We start from the raw sequence: 19,882 nt of genomic DNA on the forward strand, positions 1-19,882 counted from the left end.
TGTTCCCCACGCAGATCAGGGCTTCTTGTTCGGGATCGGGGTCGCGCCTTCGACCTGGCTGACACCGCCGGCCTGGGTGAGTTCGGCGATCGAGCCAAACTCGATCAGTGCTGGGGCTTCATACGGCTGGCGTTCACGCGTCTGGGAACGGTCATCGCAACGATTCATGGGAGTTCCTCCTTGAGTAGCGTTAATGCAGATACAACTGTAAGGCGACTGCACCGTTGCCGCCATCCACCGGCACCGTGATGATGCGGGCAGCGCGTGGCAGCCCAGGTCCGCCCGCCAGCAACAGGTGCTGCGCCCAGCGGGTGGCCTGGAGATCATCCGCGAAGCCACCGCTGACCAGGCAGCGGCGGCCCCGACAAGTGGTTTGCAGGCCGACCGGCTGGCCCAAATCGGCCGGTATCTTCTGCAAAGCCTCGCGGATGGCCTGCTGGTGGCCCTGTTCCACGCTGGGCAGGGCGGGTTCCTGTGTCAGCAGGCGGTCTTGCTCGGCGACCAGACGGGCCGGATCGTCCGCGGATCTGCGGGCCTTGAACTGGACGGGATCGAAGGCAGCAGCCGCTGAGTCTGGCAAACGGCTGCTGGTCGGCGCCGAGTGAGCCGGGGAGGACAAATCCGCGAACGAAGATGCGTCGGTGACGTCGGCTGCCGCCGCCCCGGCGGGCGCAGCGGCAGGCTGCAAGGCAGCCATCCTGCTGGAAAGCCGCCAGTAAAGCACCGCATTACCTGCTGAAAGCAGGCAAGCAAGGCCGACGGCGGCGGCAAGCCAGCGGGAGGACGGCGCAGTCATGGGGTGTCGTCGTGACGCGGATCAGATGTCGTACTTGACGAACCAGTCGTTCAGCTCGGTATAGGCCGGTAGGGTGCAATAGATGTTCACCGGCGCCAGAAACTTGTTCGTCCCGGAAGGTGTCCACTCGGCGATCGCCTGCGCCCCTGAGTTCGGCAGGCTGATCGGGTTGCCTGCATTGGGAGCGTAGACGCTTGCGCCGCTTTCTCCGTAGAAACCTTCGTTCAAGGTGCAGGAAATGGTGCGACCGGTGCCGGCGTAGCGTCGCGCCCAGATGGCGACATAGCTCACTGCGCCATTGTTTGCACCAAGAATGGCATATGCATCGGCCGGCAGGTTGCACACCACATCCACCGAGGAGTTGGTCTTGTTGATCAGCCGGTTCTCGGTGCGCGTCAGCTTGCTGTCGCTGACGGCATCCACGCCGTGACAGGTCGCGCCCGCGTTCTGGTAGAAGGAGCGGGTAGCTGCCGCGGCCGGGGTCGAGTAAAGCAGGCCGCAGGCCAGGGCCAGCGCGCCATACAGGGCGGTCTTGGTGACGAGGTTGCTGGTGCACATATGGGTATTCCCTCCCGGTGGATTGGCATGTGTGGGGGTCGGCAGTCCGTAAGAACACCAACGTTGTCGCCCTGGCAGGCGCATGGGCGGCGCATCGGTGACCGATCAACCCAACCCTATTTAGATCCTGATAAGCTCGCTCGTCAAGCGGAACTTTGTGACAGCGGAGCGGCGGCAGGCCAGGGACGAGGTGCGGATGCGCGGGGTGGTGGGGGAGTTTCGGCTGGACGGTGGCCAGACCGCCGCGGGGGGTGGGCCGAGCTTTACTGGAGATGACGGCTGGCGCTCACCGGAGGGTGCGCTCGCGGTGCGTCGCTGGGGAGCGCCGGTCGCCGGGGATGGGCTGGGCTGGCGGCAGGATCCCGCGACTGGCCTGCTGCTGGTGGCGGATGCCGCGCTGTATGACGCCGATCGCCTGTGCCGCGCGCTGGAGGCGCCCGCGGACGAGGCGCGTGCGCCGCTGTCGCTGCTGCTGCGTGCCTGGCAGCGCTGGGGCGAGGGCCTGTTGGAGCATCTGGATGGCGACTTCGCGCTGCTGGTGTGCGACGGGCACCGGCGCCAGGTGTTCGCGGCGGTCGATCCGGTCGGCATGCGCTCGCTGTTCTACCGCTTCGATCCGGCGCGCGGGATCGTGTTCGGCTCCACGCCCGAGGCGGTGGCCGAATGGTGCGGGCTGGATGCGCGGATTCCGGAGCACCGCCTGCTGGAGCCGCTGTTCGGCGCCGAGCAGCTGGCGCATCGTGAGCCTGAGATCGCCGGAGTGGACCGGCTGCCGGCCGCGCACATGCTCACCGCCGGGCCGGGGCGTCTGCAGGTGCGGCGCTGGTGGCGGCCCGGCCAGCGCAATCCCGGACTGGCGGCGGACGACCTCGACGGCTGGACGGAAGGGGTGCGCTGGCATCTGGCCGAGGCGGTGCGCAAGCGGTTGGCGGATGGCGTGCAGGCCGGCGTCCAGTTCAGCGGCGGTCTCGATTCGGCCGCGGTGCTGGCCTTGGCGCAGCGGCACGCATCCGCGCGCGTGCGCGCCTTTTCCCTGGTGGATCATGGGCGGCCGGATTGCCCCGAGACCCGCGCCATCGAAGCCACGCTGGCATTCACTGGGGTGCCCGCGCAAGTGGTCGATCTGGCCGATCCGCAGGCATCGATCGCGCAGGCGCGCGCGGCCACCGCGCTACTGCCGCGCTTCATCTACGGGCGCAACGGATTTCTGCCCCTGTTCGAGCGGCAGGCGGCGACTGCCGGCGTCCAGGTGATGATGAACGGCCTGGATGGCGACCTGCTGTTTTTCTACGAGGATCTGCTGGAGCGTCAGGTGCGTGCCGGGCGCGGCGAGGCCCTGCGTAATGCCCGGCTGCAGGATGCGCTCTCGATCGAGCCTTGGATGGAAGCGGAAGTGCGGCGCCTGCGCGTGAGCAGCCGTCTGCCCTGGTGGCTGCGCGAGCGTATCCGCGATCTGCGCGCGCACCTGGAAGTGGCGCCCCGCCTACACGCGGCCTGTCTGAATCAGCAGACCATCGCGCGCTTCGAGCTGCGTGCGCGCATGCGCGACTATCTGGCGTCGCTACGCCGGCCGCGTCCGCCGGCTTCTGGCGTGCCTACCGAGAGCTTCATGGGGCTGATCACGCAAGAGGGCATCGCCCGCTTCCAGCAGCGCATGCGGCATGCCGGGATCGAAATGCGCTGCCCGCTGCTGGATCGGGCCCTGATCGAGTTCGCGGCCTGGCTGCCGCTGGAGTTTCGCCTGCGCGAGGGACATCTGAAATGGATCATGCGGCGTGCGGTCGCGCCGCTGCTGCCGGCCGAGGTGGTTTGGCGCGGCGATAAGCTGCATCTCGGCTCGCACTTCGACCGCCTCATGCTGCAGCCGGTGCTGGAGGGCATGGTGCGGAGTTTCGAGCGCGGCAGTGGCCCGGCGGTTGCATCCTGGGTGGATCGCCCGCGCTTTCTGCACATGGCTCGGCGCTGGCAGGCGGGCCACCTGGACGGCGTCTGGCAACTGCGCGTGCTGGTGCTGCTGGAGCACTGGCTGCAGCACAATGCGGACAAAGTGGCTTGGGCGCATTGAGGGCGCATTGAGCATGAGGACGGGGCTTGCGCATACGTGGCGTGCCTATGCGGCGTGGCTGCGTCCGTATGCTCCATCCTTGGGGCTGGCGCTGCTGCTGATGCTGGTGCAGAGCATCGCGACCCTGGTGCAGCCGTGGCTGGGCGGGCAGGTGGTGGCGCGCTTGCTGCGCGCGCAGGGCGTCGGCTTGCTGCTGTGGGGGCTATTCATTGCATTCGCTGCCCAGGCCGTCCTGGGTTATGTCACGGCGATGCAGCTACAGAAAGTCAACGGCCGATTGGTGGCCGAGGCGGGCAGTCGCGTGTATGCCCATTTGCAGGCCTTGCCGCTGAGCTGGCATCACGCCCGTCGGCGCGGCGAGGTGTTGGCGCTGCTGACCGGGGACATCCACCGGATCGGGGATTTCCTCACCGGCACCCTGCTGCCGCTGTTGCCGCTGCTGGTGACGTTGGTGGGCGCCTGGCTGGTGATGTGGCATCTGGCACCCCTCATCGCCTGGGCGGTCGCGCTGATGCTGCCGTTGATCGTGTTGCTGCTCAAGCTCGCCGGCCGTCGTTTGCGCCCGCTGGGGCAGGCCACCGTACAGGCGTGGGCCGCGCTATCCGGCTTGGCCGAGCAGAATCTGGAGCTTTTACCGGTGCTCAAGGCTTTTGCCACCGAAGCGCTGGAGGAGCGCCGGTATCGCGAGGGAGCGTACCGGCTGGCGGCAGCGCAGCTGCGCCAGGTGCGCTGGCAGGGCGCGATCCTGCCGCTGACGCAGATCGTGGGGGCCGGATTGGTGCTGGCGCTGTTGGGGGTGGCTGGGCAGCAGGTCGTGGCGGGCCGATTGCAGGTCGGTGGGCTGGTCAGCGTGTTTTTGTATGGGATGGTGTTGGTGAATCCGCTGAGCCAGCTGGCCAGCGTCTACGGGCAGGCGCAGACGGCCCGCGGCGCCGCGCAGCGTCTGCTGGACGTGATGCAAACGGCACCCGAGGCGGACGCGGGCGATGTCGATGCCGTTCCTGCTGGCGGCGATCTCGTGTTCGATCGTGTCGACTTCGCTTATCCGGGGCGCCCGCCGCTATTCAGCGATTTCTCCTTGCGCATCCGGGCCGGGGAGACGCTGGCCATCACCGGGCCCAATGGAGCAGGCAAGAGCACGTTGGCGCACCTGCTGCTGCGCCTGCATGAGCCCCAGCGTGGCCAGATTTGCATCGGCGGGATACCACTGGCCCGTTTTCGTCTGAGCGCGCTGCGCGGTGGGATTGGGCTGGTATCGCAGCAGGTCTTGCTATGGCATGCCTCGATTCGCGACAACATCGCCTATGGGCGCGTGGATGCAGACCAGGCGGCGATCGAGCGGGCCGCGCGCGCAGCCCGCGCGCACGACTTCATCCAGGCCCTGCCGCAGGGCTATGACACCGTGATTGGCGACCAGGGTGTGCGCCTGTCGGGCGGGCAGAGGCAGCGCATCGCCCTGGCGCGGGCGCTGCTCAAGGACCCGCCGATTCTGATTCTGGATGAGGCGACCGCAATGTTCGATCCTGCGGGGGAGGCCGAATTCATCGCCGAATGCCGTGAAGTCCTGCGCGAACGCACCGTGCTGCTGATCACCCACCGTCCGGCCAGCCTGGCGCTGGCGGATCGGGTCATCCGGCTCGCGCACGGGCGCTGGGAGGCGCTGGAAAAAATCGGTGATCGTCATCCCGATTCTGCTAGCAGCGTTTAGACTGGGGTGACCTGCAGGGAAGGCAGACCGATGCTCTCGAAGTTCCAGGGGTTCGATGTGATCTGGATGCTGGCGGCGTTCCTCCTCACCGCCGGCCTGCTGTGGGCGTTGCAGCCGCTGGCGCGCCGGTGGAACCTGCTGGACCATCCGGCCGGGCGCAAGGACCACGCGGTGCCGACCCCGATCACCGGCGGCATCGCGATTTTCCTCGCGGTGCTGGTGATGTTTTTCTGGACCGGCGCCAGCAGCCCGGCCGCCCATTCCTTCCTGGCGGCTTCCGCCCTGCTGATCGTGCTCGGCGTGCTGGATGACCTGTACGACCTGCGCTGGTACTGGCGGATCCTCGGACAGACCTTGGCCGCGCTGCTGATCATCTACTGGGGCGGAGTGCGGGTGGAATACATCGGCCCGGTGTTTGGCATGAGCCCGACCGCGCTGGGCTGGCTGTCGGTGCCGTTCACCGTCTTCGCCACCCTCGGCGTGATCAATGCGATGAACATGATCGACGGTGCCGACGGCCTGTGCGGCCTGCTCGGGCTGGCGGCGCTGGCGATGCTGACGGCGGCGGCGATCTATTCTGGCAATGATCTGCTGGCCGCGCGGCTATCGGTGCTGGTCGGCGCGCTGGCTGGCTTTCTGCTGTGGAACATGCGCCTGCCATGGCGGCCACGCGCCAAGGTGTTCCTGGGTAATGCCGGTAGCGCGATGCTGGGGCTGGTGATCGCCTGGATCAGTTTCCGCCTCACCCAGGAGCCCAAGCATCCGGTAATCCCGGTGCTGGCGCTGTGGATGCTGCCGATTCCGGTGATGGACTGCCTGGTGCTGATCGTGCGTCGCCTGCAGGAAGGCCGCTCGCCGTTCTCGGCCGGCCGCGACCATATTCATCACATCATGCAGGATGCCGGTTTTGGCCCGACCCGCGCTGCGGTGCATCTGGCCTGGGTCAGCCTGCTGCTTGGGTTCACCGCGGCCTGGCTCAAGCGCATGCAGGTGCCGCCGCCGCTGCTGCTGCTGGCCTTCGCGCTGCTGTGCGTGGGATGGTATGCGCTCACGGTGCGCCGCGAGCGCGCGGTGGCTTTCTTCCGCCGTCTGCGGCGTGCGCCGGCTGCCTGCCCGCAGCGCCAGGCCTCGCTGCCGCTGCCGGAAGTGGAGTAGCCGGCCCGGTCACTCCAACTGGTCGGCGGCCCAGGCCGCGTCCAGCGCTTCCATCGCGTCCAGTGGCTTGCACTTGGCGGCCTTCTCATAGGCCGCGGCGGCAGCGTCTTCATTGCGCCGCTCGTCCAGCAACAGCAGGATGTTGCCATGCTCGACGTGTGTGATCGGCGAGGCCGGGGTCAGCTTCAGCGCGGTGGCGATGTGCTTTTCGGCTTCCGCGGCCTTGGCGCCGTAGGTCAGGCCGGCCAGCATCGTGCCGATCTTGCTGACGATCTCGGCGTGGTACACCGCCAGCGCGGTATGCGCCTCGGCATGCTTGGGGGCCAGCTCCAGCGCGGTGTCCAGCGCCGTGCGCACCTTTCCGGCGATGCCCATTTTGAGCGCCTTGGCGATCGACAGGCCCTGGCTGTAGCGGCCGAGCGCGAACGCCAGCCGATAGTGGCTGTTGGCTTCTTCCGGTAGCGCCTGCACCGCCGCTTCCGCCAGTTCGGCGGCGCGCTGGAAGCGGCGGAGCTTTTCGTCGTCGTCCTCCACCAGGTAGGTGGCGTGGATGCCGATCGCCTTCACCGCTACCGAAGCACCGACCGGCCCCAGCGCTTCGCCCGCGCTGAATGCGGTCTGGAAGTCGCCGCGATGGAAGGCGCGCCAGGCTTCTTGCAATGCGCTTGCCAGCGCCTCGGCCTCGAGCTTCGGGGCGGCTTTGCCCGCCGCTTTCAGGAGCGCCGCGGCGCGTTTGACATCGGGGTAGGGCTCGGTGTCGCCGGCATGCAGCTTGGGCCAGGCTTTCTTCAGCGCATCTCCGGGATAGGCGTAGGGCGTGGCATCGAAGGGGAACGGCGCCCAGGCGGACGATGTCTTGCGGGCCATGCGGCAGGCTCCTGATCGGCTCAGGTTTGCAGCATCCAACGCCGGGCGATCACTGGCAAGAGGGTGGGCGACAGGGTAGTGTGAGTGTGCCGGGATCGCGCCCGGCACCAGGGCCGTTCGATGGGGCGCAGCATGCAGGACCGCCGACGATCGCATCCGCATCCTTTTCCGCTGCTCGGGTTTCGGCCGACGCCGCGCCATCTTTGGCTGGCTGCGCTCGGGGTGCTGGCCGCGCTGCGCCGGCGTACGCGCGGCGCTCGCAAGCGCTGATGGCCAGATGCTTTCAGACAAAGCGTCTGCCGGCTGGCCCTGCGAGAGCCTTCGCGGCTGGTGCCGGAGGTGGGACTCGAACCCACACGCTTTTGAGGGCGGCGGATTTTGAGTCCGCTGCGTCTACCGATTCCGCCACTCCGGCGCGGATGCGCAGTATAGCCGAGTCGCGGGTCTAGGCCACCTGGCCTGCGTCCAGCTCGGCTTGCGCGAGCGCATCGAGAAAGCCGGCCATGGCGGGGGCGAAGCGCGCCTGGTCTACCAGGAACGCATCGTGGCCCTGCGGCGAGGGCATCGCCAGAAAGCGCGTCTGGCAACCGGCCTGACGCAGCCCGGCGGCGATTTCCTCCTGCTGCTGGATCGGGAACAGGATGTCGGTCCTGACCCCGATCACCAACGCTTGCCGCACGCCGCTGATCGCGGCGAGCGCCGCCTGTGGGTCGCCGCCGTGGGCTTCGCCGAGGTCGAACCAGTCCATCGAGCGGCTCAGGTACAGGTAGCTATTGGGATCGAACGTATGCACGAAACGGCGCGCGTGCCCTTCCAGATAGCGCTCGACTTCGAACTCCAGCCCGAACGGATCATCGTCCCGGCGCTCCGCGTCCAGCCGCACGCGGCCGAAGCGGCCATCCCATTCCAGCGCCGAGCGGTAGGTGATGACGCCCAGCTTGCGCGCCATGCGCATGCCGTTTTCCGGGTAGGTGCCGGCGGCCTCGTAGTCGCCGTCGCGCCACTCCGGGTCGAGCCGGATCGCCTCCCGCTGCAGCGAGCGGATCGCGATCGAGAATGGCAGCGCGCGCGCCGCGCCGCAAATGTTCACGTGGCTGCGGGCGATGCCGGGATGGCGCGCCAGCAGCGCGAGCGCGCTCATGCCGCCCATCGAGTTGCCGATCACGCAGGCCAGTTGCGCGATGCCCAGCCCGCGCACCAGCGCGGCTGCGGCATCGGCGATGTCTTCGATCGACAAGGCCGGAAAGTCGAGCCGGTAGGGCGTGCCGGTGGCCGGATCCGGCGAGGCTGGGCCGGTGCTGCCCTTGCAGCTGCCGAGCGCGTTCACGCAGATCACGAACCAGCGACGGGTATCGATCGGCTTGCCCGGGCCGATCATCCACTCCCACCAGCCGGGCGCCGGGTTGTCGGCATGGCTGGCGGCGTGCGCGTCCGGCGACATGCCGGTGAGGAGGAGGATGGCGTTGCCGCCCGCCGCGTCCAACTGGCCCCAGGTTTCATAGGCCAGGCGCGCGCCATGCAGCATGCCGCCACGCTTCATCGGGAACGGCGATGGCAGCGCGAACCAGCGGGTGCCGGGAGGGATGAACTCGGCCATGAGAAGAGGGGCGGAGAGCGGGAGCCGGTGTCCCATCATCCCCCAGCGGCGGCCATATCGACATACCGAATCGGCATTTCGGCATGAACGATCCGCAGGCAGCGGCTTGCATCCAAACGCGGAGCCTGCGCGTCAGTGCGGGCTCTCAGCGCGGCCCGATCACCAGCGCGATGGGCTGACGGGCCGGCAGCGTCACCCGCACCGGCGCCGATTCGGGATCGTCGTCCTGGCGCATGGCCTGGCCGCTGGCCGATAGCCGCGCCACCAGTTCCACCTCGCGCAGCTGCGACAGCCTGAGGGTGGGCATCGGGCTGTCGGCATCGCTGAGCTGGACTTCCAGCGGCAGCGCGCTGGCCGGATGCTTCTGCACCGCTACCGGCATCGGCGGGCCGCCGATTTGGCGGGCGATCACGAAGACTGCGGCATTCGGCGGCAGCTGTCCCCGCGCGGCCAGCGCGGGATCCAGGGAGACCTTCACGGACAGCAGCGGTGCCGGTGCGGCAGGTTCTGCCAGTGGCGCCAGGCCGGCCTGCGCGCGGGCGGCATTGATTTCCTTGCGCAGGCTGGACGCCGTGGCGGCGTCGACCTGCGCTAGCAGCGGCTGCCAGGTGGCGGCGGCCTGCGCGTTTTCGCCGCGCTGGCGCTGCGCCACGCCGAGGAACCAGCGCGCGCGCTGGTGCGCGGGATTGGCGCGCAGCGCCGATTCGAGCAGGGCGATGGCCTGCGCATCGAAGGCATGTGCCTGGTCTGCCAGCGCCCGCGTCTGCGCCGCCTCGGTGAGAAGATCGGCATCATTCGGCGCCAACGCCACCGCCCTGGCGAGGGCATCTCGTGCCTTGCCTGGATCGCCCAGCCGCAGGTAGGCCTGCCCGAGCAGGGCCCAGCCTTCCACTTGCCGTGGATCTCGCGCCAGCACCGTCTGCAGCTGCGCCACCGCCTCTTGCAGAGTGCGCGGAGGCTGTCGCGCAGCCGCATCCAGCGCGTGCGGCGTGCCCAGCAGGCGATAGAGCAGGGCGGCGGATGTCAGCGTCACCAGACCGATGCCCAGTGCCACCCCGCGCGCCTGCGGCCATAGCGGCCGCAGCAGGGTGGCCAGCACCAGCACGCCCAGAATCAGCGAGAGGACAAGGAACGCGGCCATCACCATTCCTGCCCGTCGTCGCCATCGGCCGTCGGCACCTCGTGCCGGCGGCGGCGCACCAGCGCGACCACTACCGCCGCGCCGGCCAGCAGCACCAGGATCGGACCGAGCCACAGCAGCAGGGTGCGGCCCTGCAGCGGTGGCTGATACAGCACGAACTCACCGTAGCGCTGCACCAGGTAGTCCTTGATCGCCGCGTCGCTCTTGCCCTGGCGCATCAGGTCCAGCACCTCGCGCCGCAGCTGCAGGGCGATCAGCGCGTTCGAATCGGCCAGCGACTGGTTCTGGCACATCACGCAGCGCAGCTGCACGGTGAGCGCGTGGAAGCGCGCCTCCTCGGTGGCATCGCGGAACTGCAGCGGCGCGGCGTCGGCCTGCTGGCCTGCTTGGGCGAAGGCGGGCAGCGCGGTCAGCCAGAGCAGGGCGGCGAGCAGGTAGCGGATCATCGCCCGGCCTCGATCTTCGCCAGCAGCGGCAGCAGTTCCTGGGTGATGATGGCGTCGGTCAGCGGCCCGACGTGCTTCCAGCGCACGATGCCCTTGCCATCGACCAGGAAGGTTTCCGGCGCGCCGTACACGCCCCAGTCCAGCGCGGTGCGGCCTTCGACGTCGGACAGCACGACCATGTACGGGTTGCCGAACTGCTCCAGCCAGCGCAGCGCGTCGCTGCGTTCGTCCTTCCAGTTGTAGCCGACCACGCGCACGCGCTTGCTCTCGGCGAACCGGGTCAGCACCGGGTGCTCGACCCGGCATTCCACGCACCAGCTGCCCCACACGTTGAGCAGGAACGGCTGGCCGCGCAGGTCGGAGAGCTTCACCACATAGGCAGGATCGTGCAGCACCGGCAGCGCGAAATCGGGTGCCGGCTTGCCGATCAGCGGCGAGGGCAGGGCGTCGCGGTCGGGCTTGCGGCTCAGCCACACTCCGGCGGCGAGCAGCGCGGCGAGCAGCGCGAAGATGGCCAGCGGCAGCCAGCGCGAGGCTTTCATGCGGTGTTTGCCTCCTTCGGGGTGCGGTGGAAGCGGCGATCCAGCGCGGTCACGGCGCCTCCCAGCGCCATCAGCAGCGCACCGGCCCAGATCCAGCGCACGAACGGTTTGACGTACAGGCGCACGGCCCAGGCTTGATCGCCCAGTGGCTCACCGAGCGCGACGTACACGTCGGCCAAGGCGCCGGGGGCGATCGCCGTCTCGGTCATCACCTGGCCGCCGGCCAGGTAGCGGCGTTTTTCCGGATGCAGCGTGGCGAGCGGGCGGCCGTCTTCGTCCACCTGCACGGTGGCGTAATCGGAGGTGTAGTTCGGCCCCTGCAGCGCGCGGGTGCCCTCGAAGCGGAACGCATAGCGGCCCAGGGTCACGCGCTCGCCTGGTTTCATCGCCAGCTCGTGCTGGCGGCCCAGTCCTTCGACCAGCAGCGCGCCGATCAGGAATACCGCGATGCCGAAATGGGCCAGGCTCATGCCCCACATTTCCAGGGTCAGCCGCCCGCTGGCGCGCAGCCGCGTCCACACGAAGCGCAGCGTGCCGGCCGCCACCCAGGCCGCGCCGAGCAGCCCGGCGGCGGTCTTCCAGCGCCCCTGCGGGGCAAGCACGAACGCGATCGCGCCAAGCACCAGCGCCAGCACCGCCCACGGCGCCAGCAGCCGCAGCGGGGTGGCCATGTCCTCGCGCTGCCAGCGGGTCAGCGGGCCCAGCGGGAGCAGCGCCACCAGCGGCGCCATCAGCAGGGTGAACAGGGTGGCGAAGTAGGGCGGCCCGACCGAGATCTTGCCCAGCTCCAGCGCATCGGCCAGCAGCGGGTACAGGGTGCCCAGCAGCACCATCGCGCAGGCGCTGGCCAGCAGCAGGTTGTTGATCAGCAGCAGGGTTTCGCGCGAGCCGGCGCTGAACGGCTTGCCGGCGGCCTCGGGCGCGCGCAGGGCATACAGCAGCAGCGAGCCGCCGACCACGAGGCCGAGGAAGACCAGCACGAACAGACCGCGCCCGGGGTCGGCCGCGAATGCGTGCACGCTGGTCAGCACGCCGGAGCGCACCAGGAAGGTACCCAGCAGCGACAGCGAGAATGCGGCGATCGCCAGCAGCAGGGTCCAGCCGCCGAAGCTGCCGCGCTTTTCGGTCACCGCCTGCGAATGCAGCAGCGCCGCGCCGACCAGCCACGGCATGAAGCTGGCATTCTCCACCGGATCCCAGAACCACCAGCCGCCCCAGCCCAGTTCGTAATAGGCCCACCAGCTGCCGAGGGCGATGCCGAGGGTCAGGAAGGCCCAGGCGACATTCGTCCAGGGGCGCGCCCAGCGCAGCCACTGCGCGTCGATGCGGCCTTCCAGCAGCGCCGCGATGGCGAACGCGAACGGCACCGAAAAGCCGACGTAGCCGGCATACAGCAGCGGCGGGTGCATGATCAGCCCCGGGTCCTGCAGCAGCGGGTTGAGGTCGCGCCCGTCGCTGGGCGCCGGCAGCAGCCGCATGAACGGGTTGCTGGTGAAGATCAGGAACGCCAGGAAACCGGTCGCCACGATCCCCAGCACGCCCAGCACGCGCGCGACCACCGCAAGCGGCAGACGGCTGGAAAAGCGCGCCAGCGCGGCGGTCCACAGCGCCAGCACCAGCGCCCACAGCAGCAGCGAGCCTTCATGCGCGCCCCACACCGCGGTGTAGCGATACACCGTCGGCAGCAGGGAGTTGGCGTTTTCAGCCACGTAGCGCACCGAAAAATCGGCAGTGAGAAAGGCGTGGGTGAGCAGCACGAACGCCAGCCCCACCAGCAGCAGCTGCATGTAGGCGGCCGGCCGCGCCACCGCCATCAGCGCCGGCTCACCGCGCCAGGCGCCGAGCAGCGGCAGCAGCGCCTGCAGCGCCGCCACCAGCAGCGCGAGGATCAGCGCGACTTGCCCCAGCTCCGGCAGCATCAGCGCGAGCCCTCGGCGGGCAGCGTCGACGCGGATGGCACCTGGTGCTTGCGGTGCGCAGCCGCCATTTTGTCGGCCACTTCCTTGGGCATGTAGGTCTCATCGTGCTTGGCCAGCACCTGCTCGGCCACGAACACGTTGCCATGCATGCGCCCAGTGGCGATCACCGACTGCTTCTCGCGGAACAGGTCGGGCAGGATGCCGGTATAGACCACCGGCAGGCGGGCATCGCCGTCATCCACCTCGAAATGCGCTTCCAGCGAGCCAGGAGCACGTTTGAACGAGCCGGCGGCCACCATCCCGCCCAGCCGGAACTTCGCCTGGCCATTGCGCACGTTTTCGCCGGCGCTGCCGTCGAGCACCTCGTGCGGGGTATACAGATAGGCGACATTGCGCTGCAGGGCGAGCGCGATCAGCGTGGTGGCCAGAGCGGCGGCGGCCAGCACGGCAAAAATCAGCAGCAGGCGGCGTTTGCGAGTGGGGTGCATGGAATCGGGTCAGTCGCGCTGGAGGGGAGCATCGGCTGTCGCGTGGGCGACCGCTTGCCGCGCACGGCGCGAGCGGAGGATCGTGCGCAACGCGCGGCGCAGCTGCAGGCGCGGGACGATGAAGTCCCACAGCAGGAACACGGCGAATACCGTATAGGCGGCGATGACGTAGTCGCGGTAGCTCATTCGGCGCGTCCCGTAGCGGCGAGTTTGGCCACCCAGTCCTTGCCGGCTTCGCGACGCAGATTGTCGGCGCGCGCGCGCGCCAGCAGCGAGCCGAGGAACCACAGCTTGGTTCCGACCAGCATCCACACCAGCGGCGGCAGCATGCTCGCATCCATGCTGGAAGGGCCGAACAGGCGGATGGTCTGGCCCTGGTGCAGCGAGTTCCACCACACCACCGACCAGCGGATCACCGGCAGCAGGGCGACGCCGACGATGGCCAGCAGGCCAGCGGCGCGCGCGGCGTTGCGGCGGTCGTCGATCGCCGCGTACAGGCCGATCACGCCCAGGTACAGGAACAGCAGGATCAGCTCGGTGGTCAGGCGCGGGTCCCAGTCCCACCAGGTCCCCCACATCGGCTTGCCCCAGATCGAGCCGGTGGCCAGGGTCACCGCGGTGAAGCCGGCCCCGGCGGGCGCGCAGGCCATCGCCAGGATCTCGCACAGCTTGATCCGCCAGATCAAGCCGATCGCCGCATACACCGCCATCAGCGCGAATACCGCCATGCTCATCCAGGCCGCAGGGACATGGATGTAGAAGATGCGGAAGGCATCGCCCTGCTGATAATCGGCAGGCACTTGCCACAGCGCGCCATAAGCGCCATACAGCATCGTCACGATCCCGAGTCCATAGCCCCAGGGCGACCAGCGCGCGGCAAAGCGGTCGAAGGTCGGAGGCGAGCCGAGTTGGTGGAACCAGCGGATCAGCGGATGCATCAGGGAGGTGGACGAGTTCCGGCGGACATTGAGGGGCGAGGCCCGCGCAAGGATACCAGCCTGTCCTGGGCCACATGCTCGGACGGGTTTCCGGTCATGCCGGCCTCAGCGGCAGGCGCGCACTATCCCGCAGCGGCAAGCGGGGTGGTTTGATCTGCCTCAAGCGAGCGAAATCAGGCATGGCCGATGCGCAGTGCGGCGGCGGCCGTCGGCGGCGCGAGCAAGAGCGCCAGCACCAGCCCGGCCGCGAGCAGCAGCAGCGCCCCGACCGCATCCAGCCCCTGCGCGTGTGCCGCCACCGCGCCGGCACCGAAGACCAGCACTGGCACATACAGCGGTAGCGCCAACAGCGCGACCAGAACGCCGGCGCGACGCATCCCGACGGTCAGTGCTGCGACCACCGCGCCCAGCAGGCTCAGGGTCGGCGTGCCCAGCAGCAGCGAAGCCAGCAGCACCGGCAGCTGCGCGTGCGGCAGGTGCAGCAGTTCGCCCAGCAGCGGTACCGCCACGATCACCGGCAGCGCGGTGGTGGCCCAATGCATCAGGGTGCGTACCAGCACCAGCCACCACAGCGGCACCGGCGCCAGCATCCACTGCTCCAGCGAGCCGTCTTCGGCATCGCCGCGGAACAGGCCGTCCAGCGCCAGCAGCCCGGCCAGCAGCACCGCCAGCCACAGCACCGCGGAGGCCACCGGCGCCAGCGCGCGCGCCTCGCCGCCGAGCCCGAGCGCGAACAGCACCACCGTCAGCAGCGCGAACAGCGCCGGTTGCAGGGCATCGCCGCGGCGTGCCCACAGCAGGGCAAGATCACGCCGAACGAGCGCGCGCGTCGCCCGCCAGATCATGCCGTCGCCTCTGCGCGTGCCGGAGGGGGCAGCTCCAGCAGCCGGGTGCGTACCGGAGGCGCGGCATAGGCGCCGTGGGTGGTGATCAGCGCAGCGCCACCGGCGTGCAGATGGGCCTGGACCATGCGATTGACCAGCCGGATACCGTCCAGGTCGAGGTTGGCGTAGGGCTCGTCCAGCAGCCACAGTGGCGCCGGCGACAGCCATAGCCGCGCCAGCCCCAGGCGTTTCTTCTGGCCTGCCGAGAGCGTGCGCAGCGGAGCATCCTCGAAACCGGCCAGGCCGACGAGCGCCAGTGCCTGCTCCAACTCCAGACCGGGGCGGCGGCCGTGCAGCCCGCACAGATAGTCGAGATTCTCCAGCGCCGACAAATCCGCCTTCAGGCCGGGCAGATGGCCGAGGTAGGCCATGTGCCGCGCGCGCGCCTGTGGCCGCGCCGGACGCCCGGCAATCGCCAGCGTGCCTGCGTCTGCGCGCAGCAGCCCGGCCAGCACCCGCAGCAGCGTGGTCTTGCCGGCGCCGTTGTCGCCTTGCACCAGCAAGGCTTCGCCGGCGTTCAGCTCGAAGTCGAGCGGCCCGAACACCGGCAGTTCGTCGCGGGTGAAGCGCAGGCCGCGGGCAGCGAGCAAGACAGGGGCGGAATCGGCAGACATGGCCGGCGATTCTACGGGATCGCACCGCGCAGCCGGCGGCGGATGCCGCATCCGTGGCGCAGCCCCATGCGTACACTAAATGCCCCTTCAACGCGGCATGGCCATGCACATCGATTCCAAACTGCCGAAGGTCGGCACCACCATCTTCACCGTGATGTCGCAGCTCGCGGCCGAGCACAGCGCGGTCAATCTCGGCCAGGGCTTCCCCGATTTCCCGGTGCCCGCGCGCCTGATGGACGCGCTGGGTCGCGCGATGCAGGCCGGCCACAACCAGTACGCGCCGATGACCGGCGTTCCCGCGCTGCGCCAGGCCATCGCGGCCAAGACCGAGCGCTGCTACGGCTGGCGCCCCGATGCCGAGGCCGAGATCACCGTCACCAGCGGCGCCACCGAGGCGATCTTCAGCGCGATCCACGCGGTGGTGCGCGCCGGTGAGGACGTGATCGTGCTCGACCCCTGCTACGACTGCTACGAGCCGGCCATCGACCTGGCCGGCGCCAGGGCCGTACACGTGCCGCTGGACCCGGCGACCTTCGCCCCCGACTGGGACGCGGTGCGCAATGCCATCACCCCGCGCACGCGGATGCTGATAGTCAACAGCCCGCACAACCCGTCGGGCGCGATGCTGAGCGCGGCCGACATGCAGGCCCTGCAGGACCTCCTGCGCGGGACCGACATCCTGCTGCTCAGCGACGAGGTGTACGAGCACATCGTGTTCGACGGCGCCCGCCACGAATCCGCGTTGCTGTATCCGGAGCTGCGCGCGCGCGCATTCGTCATTTCCAGCTTCGGCAAGACCTACCACTGCACCGGCTGGAAGCTCGGCTACTGCATCGCGCCGCCCGCGCTGTCGGCCGAGTTTCGCAAGGTGCACCAGTACAACGTGTTCTGCAGCTTCAATCCGGCGCAGCATGCATTCGCGGAGATGATCGAAGCCGAGCCGGGCCATTACGAGACACTGGGCGCGTTCTATCAGGCCAAGCGCGACCGTTTTCGTGAGCACTTGCAGGCGACCCGCCTGAAGCCGCTGCCGGTCCCGGGCGGCTATTTCCAGTTGGTGGATTATTCGGCGGTGAGCGATTTGCCGGATGTGGAGTTCGCGCGTTGGCTGACGGTGGAGCACGGCGTCACCGGCATCCCGCTGTCGCCGTTCTATGCCGCGCCGCCGCCGGGGCAGCGCCTGCTGCGGCTGTGCTTCGCCAAGAACGACGACACCATGAACCTTGCGATGCAGCGCCTGTCCAAGCTGTGACGGCCGCGCGGGGCGCTGCCGCAGTGATCTGTCCATTCCTACGTCAGAGGGCGCCATGACGACCGAAAAGATCATCGCGATGCTGCTGGCCCTGCTGCTGACCGTCGGGGGCGCGATCTGGGTCTGGCGTGGGTTGCAGGCGCAGCCGGTGCCACATGCACGAGGAGGTGCAACCGTGAACGAGGCCAATCTGCAGGACATTTATTTCGGCATGGGCTGCTTCTGGGGCGCGGAGAAGCGCCTGCGCGCGGTGCCGGGGGTGGTCGCGGTGGAAGTGGGCTATGCCGGTGGCGATGCGCCGAAGGTGACCTACGAAGACGTGCTGCGCGAGGAGCGCATGATCCGGCTCGGCCGCAGCCACGCGCGCAACCATGCCGAGGTGGTGCGGGTGCGCTATGACCCGCGCAAGCTCGACCTAATGACGCTGCTCGCCGCGTTCTGGGAGAACCACGACCCCACCCAGGTCGGCGGGCAGGGCAACGACATCGGCAGCAACTACCGCAGCGCGATCTATTACACCAGCGAGGCGCAGAAGGTGGTCGCCGAACAGAGCCGCGACATCTACCAGAAGAACCTCACCCGCGCCGGGTTCGGGCCGATCACCACCGAGATCCTGCCGGTGCGCCACTACAACCGCGCCGAGGAGTACCACCAGGACTACCTCATCAAGAACCCGGATGGCTACTGCGGGCTGGGCGGCACCGGCGTGAAGTTCGGACTGGATGCCGTGGCCGGCGCCACCCCGCCGCCGGACGGCGCAGCCCTGCACGCCGACCGCCAGCTGGTGGTGTACGAGGCCGAGGACTGCCCGTACTGCGAGAAGTTCGAGGCCGATGTGCTGTCCGACTGGAAGGCCGACGTGCCGTTCGTGCGCACCCGCGCGCAGAAGGCCCCGACCGGCTGGACCCTGGCCGGGCCGCTGCTGGGCACGCCGACCATCGTCCTGTTCGAGCACGGCAAGGAAACCGCGCGCTTCACCGGCTACGCCGGCGACCCGAAGAAGTTTTGGCAGTGGCTGGGGTTCTACCTGCTCACGCCCGAGCAGCAGCGGATCGCGTTCGAAAACGGCACCGAGCGCCCGGGCACCGGCGCGCATCTGTATGAATCGCGGCCGGGCACCTATTACGACCCGGTGAGCGGGGCGGCGCTGTTCCGCAGCGATGCCAAGTTCGACAGCAGCTGCGGCTGGCCGAGCTTCTTCGAGCCGCTGCCGGGCGCGCTGGAGTATCGGCCCGACGACAGCCACGGCATGCACCGCATCGAGGTGCGCAGCCGCAGCTCCGGCATCCACCTCGGGCACGTGTTCGACGACGGCCCGCCGCCCACCGGCAAGCGCTACTGCATCAACGGCAACGTGCTGAAGTTCGTGCCGGATCCGCCCAAGGCCTGAGCGCGGATTTCCTTCTGCGCCCGCAGATGGAACAATCGGGTCCGGCATCCCACCCCACGAGCGACCGTCTCCCATGTCTGCCGAACTGCCCGACCTGCGCGTCTCCCTCGTCCAGGGCGAGACCCGCTGGCACGATCCGGACGCCAACCGCGCCTACTACGGCGCGCTGATCGCGCCGCTGCACGGGCTGACCGACCTGGTGGTGCTGCCGGAGACCTTCACCAGCGGCTTCTCGAACGAGGCGATCGCGCGCGCCGAGGGCATGGACGGCCCGACCGTGGCCTGGATGCGCGCGCAGGCGGCGGCGCTGGATGCGGCGGTCGCCGGCAGCGTGCAGATCCGCACGCCGGAGGGCGTGTTCAACCGCCTGCTGCTGGCCACCCCGGACGGCAAGCTTGTGCATTACGACAAGCGCCACCTGTTCACCTTCGCCCGTGAGCACGAGCGCTACGCGCCCGGGCGCGAGCGCGTGGTGGTGGAGTGGAAGGGCTGGCGAATTTTGCTGCAGGTCTGCTACGACCTGCGCTTTCCGGTGTTCTCGCGCAACCGCCATGATCCAGCGCGCGCCGGCCTGGCCGACTACGACCTGGCGCTGTATGTCGCCAACTGGCCGTCGGCCCGCGCCTATCCGTGGAAGACCCTGCTGCGCGCGCGCGCGATCGAGAACCTGTGCTTTGTCGTCGGCGTGAACCGGGTCGGCACCGATGGCAACGGCCTGCACTACAGCGGCGACAGCGCGGTGATCGACTTCCTCGGCCAGCCGGTCAGCGAATGCATGGACGAGCCGGTGGTGGTCACCACCACCCTGCAGGCGGCCGAACTGCTGGCGCATCGCCGGCATTTTCCAGCATTGCAGGATGCCGATCGGTTCGAGCTTTTGCCCTGATCCGGGATGCCCTGCACGCGGCGGCGACCCCCCGCCGCTACGCTTTTCATCTCCCGCCAATCCCCAGGAGTCCCGCATGTCCAGCGTCACCCTCAAAGGCAACCCGGTCCGTGTCGGCGGCCAGCTCCCGGCCGTCGGCAGCAAGGCGCCGGCGTTCACTCTGGTCGGCACCGATCTGGCCGACCGCTCGCTCACCGATTTCGCCGGCAAGCGCAAGCTGCTCAACATCTTCCCGAGCGTGGATACCGGCGTGTGCGCGGCTTCGGTGCGCCACTTCAACCAGGACGCCGCCAAGCTGGCCGACACCGTGGTGCTGTGCATCTCCGCCGACCTGCCGTTCGCGCAGGCGCGTTTCTGCGGTGCCGAAGGGATCGACAGCGTGGTGATGCTGTCCACCCTGCGCGGGCGCGGCTTTCTGCGCGATTACGGGGTGGAGTTGGAAGACGGCCCGCTGGCCGGCCTGGCGGCGCGCGCGGTGATCGTGCTGGACGCCGACGACACCGTGCGCCATGTGCAGCTGGTGCCGGAGATCACCCAGGAGCCGGACTACGCCGCCGCGCTGGCCGCGCTGGGCTGACCAGCGCAGTGCCCGGGCTTGCCGGTCGACGGGCGATAGCCCTCGCCGCGAGCAGGCGC

General features: G+C 69.0%; 21 protein-coding genes and 1 tRNA gene. 7 read left to right on the forward strand and 15 right to left on the reverse strand.

Features of this window, described 5'->3' with window-relative positions:
• Positions 1-15: 15 nt before the first annotated feature.
• Genes ML342_RS01610 through ML342_RS01620 form a run of 3 tightly spaced genes read right to left on the reverse strand, consistent with a single transcriptional unit; the run spans position 16 to position 1,354 of the window.
• On the reverse strand, positions 16-168 hold the full coding sequence (locus ML342_RS01610; protein WP_240125157.1) for a lasso RiPP family leader peptide-containing protein: 153 nt from the start codon (positions 166-168) through the stop codon (positions 16-18).
• Positions 169-190: 22 nt separating this feature from the next.
• Entirely contained in the window at positions 191-796 is a 606-nt protein-coding gene (locus ML342_RS01615; protein ID WP_240125158.1) for a hypothetical protein, read from the reverse strand.
• Between the two features lie 21 nt (positions 797-817).
• Positions 818-1,354 carry a hypothetical protein gene (locus ML342_RS01620; protein WP_240125159.1) on the reverse strand — a complete coding sequence of 179 codons (537 nt, stop codon included), beginning with the start codon at positions 1,352-1,354 and terminating at the stop codon, positions 818-820.
• 307 nt (positions 1,355-1,661) lie between these two features.
• Between ML342_RS01620 and ML342_RS01625 the strand changes: the two genes are divergently transcribed.
• Genes ML342_RS01625 through ML342_RS01635 form a run of 3 tightly spaced genes read left to right on the forward strand, consistent with a single transcriptional unit; the run spans position 1,662 to position 6,282 of the window.
• Positions 1,662-3,419 (forward strand): asparagine synthetase B family protein, encoded by a 1,758-nt coding sequence (locus ML342_RS01625; protein WP_240125160.1) that lies wholly within the window; start codon positions 1,662-1,664, stop codon positions 3,417-3,419.
• A gap of 13 nt (positions 3,420-3,432) precedes the next feature.
• Complete coding sequence (locus ML342_RS01630; RefSeq protein ID WP_240125161.1) at positions 3,433-5,127, forward strand: ABC transporter ATP-binding protein; 1,695 nt, start codon at positions 3,433-3,435, stop codon at positions 5,125-5,127.
• Positions 5,128-5,157: 30 nt separating this feature from the next.
• Positions 5,158-6,282, forward strand: coding sequence for an MraY family glycosyltransferase (locus ML342_RS01635; RefSeq protein WP_240125162.1), 1,125 nt, complete (start codon positions 5,158-5,160; stop codon positions 6,280-6,282).
• 9 nt (positions 6,283-6,291) lie between these two features.
• Here ML342_RS01635 and ML342_RS01640 read toward each other — a convergent pair whose 3' ends face one another.
• The 12 genes from ML342_RS01640 to ccmA all read right to left on the reverse strand — a co-directional run bounded on the left by ML342_RS01640 (position 6,292) and on the right by ccmA (position 15,718).
• A complete protein-coding gene (locus ML342_RS01640) occupies positions 6,292-7,149 on the reverse strand; it encodes a hypothetical protein (protein WP_240125163.1) in 858 nt (285 codons plus the stop codon).
• 328 nt (positions 7,150-7,477) lie between these two features.
• Positions 7,478-7,564: transfer RNA gene (locus ML342_RS01645), tRNA-Leu, on the reverse strand.
• 30 nt (positions 7,565-7,594) lie between these two features.
• On the reverse strand, positions 7,595-8,746 hold the full coding sequence (gene metX / locus ML342_RS01650; RefSeq protein ID WP_240125164.1) for a homoserine O-acetyltransferase MetX: 1,152 nt from the start codon (positions 8,744-8,746) through the stop codon (positions 7,595-7,597).
• A gap of 145 nt (positions 8,747-8,891) precedes the next feature.
• Positions 8,892-9,893, reverse strand: a complete 1,002-nt coding sequence (locus ML342_RS01655; RefSeq protein WP_439655128.1) for a tetratricopeptide repeat protein — start codon at positions 9,891-9,893, stop codon at positions 8,892-8,894.
• Positions 9,887-10,333 (reverse strand): cytochrome c-type biogenesis protein, encoded by a 447-nt coding sequence (locus tag ML342_RS01660; protein WP_275672339.1) that lies wholly within the window; start codon positions 10,331-10,333, stop codon positions 9,887-9,889. Before ML342_RS01660 ends, ML342_RS01655 begins: the two co-directional genes overlap by 7 nt.
• Complete coding sequence (locus ML342_RS01665; RefSeq protein ID WP_240125166.1) at positions 10,330-10,875, reverse strand: DsbE family thiol:disulfide interchange protein; 546 nt, start codon at positions 10,873-10,875, stop codon at positions 10,330-10,332. Before ML342_RS01665 ends, ML342_RS01660 begins: the two co-directional genes overlap by 4 nt.
• Positions 10,872-12,794: a heme lyase CcmF/NrfE family subunit gene (locus ML342_RS01670; RefSeq protein ID WP_240125167.1), complete on the reverse strand. Its 1,923-nt coding sequence runs from the start codon at positions 12,792-12,794 to the stop codon at positions 10,872-10,874. The genes ML342_RS01665 and ML342_RS01670 overlap by 4 nt, the downstream gene beginning before the upstream one ends.
• Positions 12,794-13,282 (reverse strand): cytochrome c maturation protein CcmE, encoded by a 489-nt coding sequence (ccmE, locus tag ML342_RS01675; protein ID WP_240125168.1) that lies wholly within the window; start codon positions 13,280-13,282, stop codon positions 12,794-12,796. Before ccmE ends, ML342_RS01670 begins: the two co-directional genes overlap by 1 nt.
• 9 nt (positions 13,283-13,291) lie before the next feature.
• Positions 13,292-13,468 (reverse strand): heme exporter protein CcmD, encoded by a 177-nt coding sequence (locus ML342_RS01680; RefSeq protein ID WP_240125169.1) that lies wholly within the window; start codon positions 13,466-13,468, stop codon positions 13,292-13,294.
• Complete coding sequence (locus ML342_RS01685) at positions 13,465-14,220, reverse strand: heme ABC transporter permease (RefSeq protein WP_240125170.1); 756 nt, start codon at positions 14,218-14,220, stop codon at positions 13,465-13,467. Before ML342_RS01685 ends, ML342_RS01680 begins: the two co-directional genes overlap by 4 nt.
• A gap of 173 nt (positions 14,221-14,393) precedes the next feature.
• On the reverse strand, positions 14,394-15,065 hold the full coding sequence (ccmB, locus tag ML342_RS01690; protein ID WP_240125171.1) for a heme exporter protein CcmB: 672 nt from the start codon (positions 15,063-15,065) through the stop codon (positions 14,394-14,396).
• Positions 15,062-15,718, reverse strand: coding sequence for a heme ABC exporter ATP-binding protein CcmA (ccmA, locus tag ML342_RS01695; RefSeq protein ID WP_240125172.1), 657 nt, complete (start codon positions 15,716-15,718; stop codon positions 15,062-15,064). Before ccmA ends, ccmB begins: the two co-directional genes overlap by 4 nt.
• Before the next feature lie 103 nt (positions 15,719-15,821).
• On the opposite strand from ccmA, the gene ML342_RS01700 reads away from it, so the two are divergent.
• The 4 genes from ML342_RS01700 to tpx all read left to right on the forward strand — a co-directional run bounded on the left by ML342_RS01700 (position 15,822) and on the right by tpx (position 19,823).
• Positions 15,822-16,970 carry a pyridoxal phosphate-dependent aminotransferase gene (locus ML342_RS01700; protein ID WP_240125173.1) on the forward strand — a complete coding sequence of 383 codons (1,149 nt, stop codon included), beginning with the start codon at positions 15,822-15,824 and terminating at the stop codon, positions 16,968-16,970.
• A 55-nt stretch (positions 16,971-17,025) separates the two neighbouring features.
• On the forward strand, positions 17,026-18,360 hold the full coding sequence (msrA, locus tag ML342_RS01705) for a peptide-methionine (S)-S-oxide reductase MsrA (RefSeq protein WP_240125174.1): 1,335 nt from the start codon (positions 17,026-17,028) through the stop codon (positions 18,358-18,360).
• Between the two features lie 85 nt (positions 18,361-18,445).
• A complete protein-coding gene (locus tag ML342_RS01710; protein ID WP_240125354.1) occupies positions 18,446-19,246 on the forward strand; it encodes an amidohydrolase in 801 nt (266 codons plus the stop codon).
• Between the two features lie 76 nt (positions 19,247-19,322).
• A complete protein-coding gene (gene tpx / locus ML342_RS01715; protein WP_240125175.1) occupies positions 19,323-19,823 on the forward strand; it encodes a thiol peroxidase in 501 nt (166 codons plus the stop codon).
• Positions 19,824-19,882 lie beyond the last annotated feature (59 nt).

Source organism: Thermomonas alba (assembly GCF_022419205.1).
Classification (GTDB): Bacteria; Pseudomonadota; Gammaproteobacteria; order Xanthomonadales; family Xanthomonadaceae; genus Thermomonas; species Thermomonas alba.

What these genes read in the sequence shown, in the direction of transcription:
- ML342_RS01610 (WP_240125157.1), bottom strand. Translation starts at nt 168, where the DNA reads ATGAATCGTTGCGATGACCGTTCCCAGACGCGTGAACGCCAGCCGTAT.
- ML342_RS01615 (WP_240125158.1), bottom strand. Translation starts at nt 796, where the DNA reads ATGACTGCGCCGTCCTCCCGCTGGCTTGCCGCCGCCGTCGGCCTTGCT.
- ML342_RS01620 (WP_240125159.1), bottom strand. Translation starts at nt 1,354, where the DNA reads ATGTGCACCAGCAACCTCGTCACCAAGACCGCCCTGTATGGCGCGCTG.
- ML342_RS01630 (WP_240125161.1), top strand. Translation starts at nt 3,433, where the DNA reads ATGAGGACGGGGCTTGCGCATACGTGGCGTGCCTATGCGGCGTGGCTG.
- ML342_RS01635 (WP_240125162.1), top strand. Translation starts at nt 5,158, where the DNA reads ATGCTCTCGAAGTTCCAGGGGTTCGATGTGATCTGGATGCTGGCGGCG.
- ML342_RS01640 (WP_240125163.1), bottom strand. Translation starts at nt 7,149, where the DNA reads ATGGCCCGCAAGACATCGTCCGCCTGGGCGCCGTTCCCCTTCGATGCC.
- metX (WP_240125164.1), bottom strand. Translation starts at nt 8,746, where the DNA reads ATGGCCGAGTTCATCCCTCCCGGCACCCGCTGGTTCGCGCTGCCATCG.
- ML342_RS01655 (WP_439655128.1), bottom strand. Translation starts at nt 9,893, where the DNA reads ATGGTGATGGCCGCGTTCCTTGTCCTCTCGCTGATTCTGGGCGTGCTG.
- ML342_RS01660 (WP_275672339.1), bottom strand. Translation starts at nt 10,333, where the DNA reads ATGATCCGCTACCTGCTCGCCGCCCTGCTCTGGCTGACCGCGCTGCCC.
- ML342_RS01665 (WP_240125166.1), bottom strand. Translation starts at nt 10,875, where the DNA reads ATGAAAGCCTCGCGCTGGCTGCCGCTGGCCATCTTCGCGCTGCTCGCC.
- ML342_RS01670 (WP_240125167.1), bottom strand. Translation starts at nt 12,794, where the DNA reads ATGCTGCCGGAGCTGGGGCAAGTCGCGCTGATCCTCGCGCTGCTGGTG.
- ccmE (WP_240125168.1), bottom strand. Translation starts at nt 13,282, where the DNA reads ATGCACCCCACTCGCAAACGCCGCCTGCTGCTGATTTTTGCCGTGCTG.
- ML342_RS01680 (WP_240125169.1), bottom strand. Translation starts at nt 13,468, where the DNA reads ATGAGCTACCGCGACTACGTCATCGCCGCCTATACGGTATTCGCCGTG.
- ML342_RS01685 (WP_240125170.1), bottom strand. Translation starts at nt 14,220, where the DNA reads ATGCATCCGCTGATCCGCTGGTTCCACCAACTCGGCTCGCCTCCGACC.
- ccmB (WP_240125171.1), bottom strand. Translation starts at nt 15,065, where the DNA reads ATGATCTGGCGGGCGACGCGCGCGCTCGTTCGGCGTGATCTTGCCCTG.
- ccmA (WP_240125172.1), bottom strand. Translation starts at nt 15,718, where the DNA reads ATGTCTGCCGATTCCGCCCCTGTCTTGCTCGCTGCCCGCGGCCTGCGC.
- ML342_RS01700 (WP_240125173.1), top strand. Translation starts at nt 15,822, where the DNA reads ATGCACATCGATTCCAAACTGCCGAAGGTCGGCACCACCATCTTCACC.
- msrA (WP_240125174.1), top strand. Translation starts at nt 17,026, where the DNA reads ATGACGACCGAAAAGATCATCGCGATGCTGCTGGCCCTGCTGCTGACC.
- tpx (WP_240125175.1), top strand. Translation starts at nt 19,323, where the DNA reads ATGTCCAGCGTCACCCTCAAAGGCAACCCGGTCCGTGTCGGCGGCCAG.